General features: G+C 69.0%; 2 protein-coding genes. Both read left to right on the forward strand.

All coding sequences use genetic code 11. The features are described 5' to 3' along the window. On the forward strand, positions 1–5,536 hold a 5,536-nt coding region (locus F6S12_RS29110), incomplete at its 5' end, for a GH36-type glycosyl hydrolase domain-containing protein (protein ID WP_315869641.1). A gap of 68 nt (positions 5,537–5,604) precedes the next feature. Continuing rightward, positions 5,605–5,880, forward strand: a 276-nt coding sequence (locus F6S12_RS29115; protein ID WP_409999866.1) for a Crp/Fnr family transcriptional regulator, incomplete at its 3' end; no start/stop codon positions are given.

Below are 5,880 nucleotides of genomic sequence, written 5' to 3' on the forward strand. Positions count from 1 at the left end.
CCAGCAGCGGGTAGCCCATCGCACGTCCCCCACCAACCTGGGCCTGGCCCTGCTGGCGCACCTGGCGGCCCATGACTTCGGCTACCTGAGCAGCAGCCGGCTGCTGCAGCGCCTGGAACGGATGCTCGCCAGCATGGGCCGGCTGGAGCGCTATCGCGGGCACTTCTACAACTGGTACGACACCCAGAGCCTGGAGCCCTTGCCACCGCGCTATGTGTCCACGGTGGACAGCGGCAACCTGGCCGGGATGCTGCTGACCCTGCGCCCGGGCTTGCAGGGCCTGATGGACAGCCCGCCGTCCCCGGTGCAGATCGCCAACGGCCTGCTGGACTGCCTCGACGTGCTCCAGGACGCCCTCACCGCAGCGGGTCAGGACACCGCGGCCGTGCTGCGCTGGCGCCTGGAAACCCGCGCCGTGCATGAACACCTGAGCCTGCATGCCGGGGTCAGCGCCGAGGGCCTGCTGGGCCTGTTGCAACGCATTGGCGAGAGCGCCGCCGACTCCCACGGCGAGGCATCCGATGACAGCGCCTTCTGGCACCAGGCGCTGACCGCGCAATGTCGCGACCTGCATGACGAATTGCTCTGGCGCACCCCACCGCCCATGGCCGACGGTCGCCGCTTCGGCCTCCTCAGTTGGCGCCAGCTGGCCGAGCTGGACACCGACTATTGGCTGCCCCGGCACCATGGGCGGATCGCCGCGCTACGGGAACTGGCGCTGGAACGCTGCACCGCGGTGAACCAGTTGCTGGAGCAGGTGACCGGCATGGCGCAGATGGATTTCGGCTTCCTCTACGACACCCGGCGCCATCTGCTGGTGATCGGCTACAACGCCGACGAGCACCGCCTGGATGCCGGCTACTACGACCTCTTGGCCTCGGAAGTGCGCCTGACCCATTTTGTCGCCATCGCCCAGGGGCAGTTGCCCCAGGAAAGCTGGTTTGCCCTCGGCCGCCTGCTCACCAGCAGCGCCGGTACCCCGGTGCTGCTGTCCTGGACCGGTTCGATGTTCGAATACCTGATGCCGATGCTGGTGATGCCCAGTTACCAGGGCACCCTGCTGGACCAGACCTGCCACGCCGCCGTGGCCCTGCAGATCGAGCACGGCCAGCAACTGGGCCTGCCCTGGGGCGTGTCCGAGTCGGGCTACAACACCCTCGACAGCCAGTTCAACTACCAGTACCGGGCGTTCGGCGTGCCGGGGCTGGGGCTCAAGCGTGGCCTCGGCGCGGAACGGGTGGTGGCGCCCTACGCCAGCGTCCTGGCGCTGATGGTGGCGCCCCAGGCAGCCTGCCAGAACCTGCAGCGCCTGGCCCAGCTGGGCCTGCAGGGCCGCTTCGGCCTCTATGAAGCCGTGGACTACACCGAGTCGCGCCTGCCCCGGGGCCAGAACCATGCCGTGGTGCAATCGTTCATGGCCCACCACCAGGGCATGAGCCTGCTGTCCCTGGCATGGCTGCTGCTGGACCAGCCCATGCAGCGGCGCTTCGAATCCGCCCCGCAGTTCCAGGCCATCGCCCTGCTGTTGCAGGAACGAGTGCCGAAAACCGCCGCCCAGTACCTGCATGCTGCCGGTGCCCCGGCGGCCGACGAAGCCGCCCGGGCCCACGAGAACAAACTGCGGGTGTTCGCCGACCCGGACCGCAAGCGCCCGGCGGTGCAACTGCTTTCCAACGGCCACTACCACGTCATGCTCAGCAGCGCCGGCGGCGGCTACAGCCGCTGCAACGAGCTGGCGGTGACCCGCTGGCACGAAGACCCGACCCGCGATCACTGGGGCCAGTTCTGCTACCTGCGGGACGTGGCCAGCGGCACGTTCTGGTCCGCCGCCTACCAGCCGACCCGAGGCCTCCCTTCAAGCTTCGAGGCGATCTTCACCGACGCCCGGGCCGAATTCCGCGTGCGTGAACAGGACTTCGACAGCCACACGGAAATCGTCGTGTCCCCCGAAGACCCCATCGAGCTGCGCCGTCTGCACATCTGCAACCGCGCCCGGGTACGCCGCAGCATCGAGCTCACCAGCTACGCCGAAGTGGTGCTGGCCCCAGCTCCAAGCGATGCCGCCCACCCGGCCTTCAGCAACCTGTTCATCGAGACCGAACTGCTGCCCGATTGGCAGGCCATCGTCTGCAGCCGCCGGCCACGTTCCCAGGAGCAGCCGGTGCCCTGGATGTGCCACCTGCTGGCGGCCCACGGCGTGGACATCGACGCGATTTCCTATGAAACCGACCGCGCGCGCTTTATCGGCCGTGGCCGCGACCTGGCCGCGCCCCAGGCCCTGGACCCGCAGACCGAGCGGCTCTCGGGCAGCGCCGGGCCGGTGCTCGACCCGATCGTGGCGATCCGCTGCCGGATCACCCTCGACCCCGGCCAGAGCGCCACCATCGACCTGGTGACCGGGGTCGCCGAAAGCCGTGAACACTGCCTGCAACTGATCCACAAATACCGCGACCGGCACCTGGCGGACCGGGTCTTCGACCTGGCCTGGACCCACAGCCAGGTGCTGTTGCGCCAGCTCAACGCGTCCCTGGCCGAGGCCCGGCTGTTCCAGCAGATGGCAGCTTCGCTGCTCTACGCCAACGCCACCCTGCGCGCCGACAACAGCCTGCTGCAGGCCAACCGGCGCAGCCAGTCCGGGCTCTGGGGCCAGGGCATTTCCGGCGACCTGCCGATCGTCCTGCTGCAAGTGGGCGACCTGGCCAACATTGCCCTGGTGCAGCAGTTGATCAAGGCCCACGCCTACTGGCGGCAAAAAGGCCTGGCGGTGGACCTGGTGATCTGGAACGAGGACCAGGCGGGTTACCGCCAGCAGCTCCAGGACCTGATCATGGGCCTGGTGACCTCCGGCAGCGAAGCCAGCCTGATCGACCGCCCGGGGGGCATCTTCGTGCGCCCGGCCCAGCAACTGTCCGGCGAGGACCGCACGCTGATGCTGGCGGTGGCGCGCCTGGTGGTCAGCGACAGCCGCGGCAGCCTCGCCGAGCAAGTCCACCGGCGCCGCGCCGACCCTTCGCTGCCGCGCCTGGAAGCGCCCCTGGTACGCCTGCCACCACCCGCCAGCCGAGCCAGCACCGCTGCAGCGCCAGAGCTGATCCTGGAAACCCCCTACGGCGGTTTCAGCAGCGACGGCCGTGAATACCTGATCACCCTCAACCCCGGGCAGCCGACGCCCGCGCCCTGGGCCAACGTGCTCGCCAACCCGCTGTTCGGCACGGTGATTTCGGAAACCGGCGGCGCCTACAGCTGGCGTGAGAACGCCCACGAATACCGCCTCAGCCCGTGGCACGACGACCCGGTCAGTGACCCCAGCGGCGAGGCCCTGTACCTGCGCGACGAAGACAGCGGGCGGGTCTGGTCGCCCACTCCCCAGCCCTGCCCCGGAAGCGGCAGCTACCGCACCCGCCACGGCTTCGGCTACAGCGTCTTCGAGCATGAAGAGGACGGCATCCACAGCGAGCTCACGGTTTATGTGGCGCTGCAGGCGCCGATCAAGTTCTCGCGGCTGAAGATCCGCAACCTCAGCGGTCGGCCACGGCGCTTGTCGGCCACCTGCTATGTGGAATGGGTGCTGGGAGAGTCCCGCAGCCGCTCGGCCATGCACGTGGTCAGCGAAAGCGACCCGGTGAGCGGCGCACTGTTCGCCCGCAACCCCTACAACATGGAGTTTTCCGGGCACGTGGCGTTTCTCGATACGGACGCCGAGGTCAGCAGCTTCACCGGCGATCGCAGTGAGTTCATCGGCCGCAACGGCAGCCTCGCGGCGCCGGCAGCGTTGACTCGGGGGCGCCTGTCCGGGCGCTCCGGTGCCGGTTTCGACCCCTGCGCGGCGATGCAGGTGAGCCTGGAACTGGAGGACGGCCAGAGCCGGGAGGTGCTGTTCCGCCTGGGGGCCGAAGTGGATGCCAAGGCCGCCACCCGCCGGGTCCTGCAGTACCGCGGCAGCCAGATGGCGCAGGCCGAGCTTGCGGCCGTGCACCAGCATTGGCAGCGCAGCCTCGGCGCGGTACAGGTGCGCACACCGGACCCGGCCATCGACGTCATGGCCAACGGCTGGCTGATGTACCAGACCATTGCCTGCCGCTTCTGGGCCCGCAGCGGTTTCTACCAGTCCGGCGGTGCCATCGGCTTTCGCGACCAGTTGCAGGACAGCATGGCGATGATCCACGCCGAGCCGGCCCTGGCCCGCGAGCACCTGTTGCTGTGCGCCGCCCACCAGTATCCCGAGGGCGACGTCCAGCACTGGTGGCACCCGCCACAGAATCGCGGGGTGCGCACCGGCTGCTCCGATGATTTCCTGTGGCTGCCCCTGGCCACCAGCCGCTATGTACAGATCACCGGCGACCACAGCGTGCTGGAGGTCGAAGTGGGTTACCTGGAAGGCCGCCTGCTCAATTCCGGGGAAGAGTCCTACTACGACCTGCCCCAGGCCAGCGGGCTGCGGGAAAGCCTCTACCTGCACTGCCGGCGCGCCATCGAGCACGGCCAGCGGCGCGGGGTCCACGGCTTGCCGCTAATGGGCACCGGGGACTGGAACGACGGCATGAACCGGGTCGGTGAACACGGCCTGGGGGAAAGCGTGTGGCTGGGCTTCTTCGGCCATGAAGTGCTGCAACGCTTTGCCGTCACCGCCGAGCAGCACCAGGACCCGGACTTCGCCCGGGAGTGCCGCGCCCAGGCCCTGGCCTTGCGCGCCGCCCTCGACAGCCAGGCCTGGGACGGCCAGTGGTATCGCCGCGCCTGGTTCGACGATGGCCAGATCCTGGGCAGCGCCAGCAACCAGGAGTGCCGCATCGACTCCATCGCCCAGAGCTGGTCGGTGCTGTCCGGCGCCGCCAGCGATGCCCGCCAGCACCAGGCCATGGCCTCCCTGGACCAGCACCTGGTGCGTCGCGACAGCGGCGTGGTGCTGCTGCTCGACCCACCGTTCGCCCACAGCTCCCTGGACCCGGGCTACATCAAGGGCTACGTGCCCGGTGTGCGGGAAAATGGCGGCCAGTACACTCATGCCGCGGTCTGGGCCAGCATGGCCTTCGCCCGCCTGGGAGACAGTGCCCGGGCCTGGGAGCTGCTGCACATGATCAACCCGGTAAGCCGGCGCAGTGCCGAACAGGTCGCCACCTACCGGGTCGAGCCCTACGTGATGGCCGCCGACGTCTATGGCGTGGCGCCCCACACCGGGCGCGGCGGCTGGAGCTGGTACACCGGTTCGGCGGGCTGGACTTACCGGCTGATCGTCGAGTCGCTGCTGGGCCTGCGCCGCGAAGGCCAGAGCCTGTACATCGAACCGGTGATCCCGGCGCATTGGCCGGGCTACAGCCTGGACTATCGGTTCGGCGAGACGCTCTACCGTATTGAAGTGCGGCAGAACCCCGGCGCCACCCTCAGCCTGAGCCTGGACGGCCGGCCGCTGGTGGGGCTGGCCATACCGCTGCTGGATGACGGCAGTACGCGCCGGGTGCTGCTCACCTGGCCCGCGGCCCTGCCCGCGCAGGCCGGGCATACCCCGACAGCGACCCATACGGAGCCGGCACCATGACAGACACCCGGCCACACCCTGGACTACCCTGAGTGAGCGCTGACGCCTTGCCATCCGGTGGTTCTGAGATGTTCGACAACCTTGGGCACGGGCCCAATCACTTGCTCAATGCACTGCCGGCGGCGGTGCAGGAGCGCCTGCTGCCCCACCTCAAGCCGGTGGCCCTGAGCCTGGGCCAGGTGCTCTACGAGTCCGGGGACATACCGCGCCACGTGTACTTCCCCACCGATGCAGTGGTGTCGCTGCTGTACCTGATGGAGAACGGCGCCTCGGCGGAAATCGCCGTGGTGGGCAACGAAGGGCTGGTGGGGGTGGCCCTGGTCATGGGCGGCGAAAGCACCACC

The organism is Pseudomonas sp. JV245A, assembly GCF_032424515.1.
Lineage (GTDB): Bacteria > Pseudomonadota > Gammaproteobacteria > Pseudomonadales > Pseudomonadaceae > Aquipseudomonas > Aquipseudomonas protegens.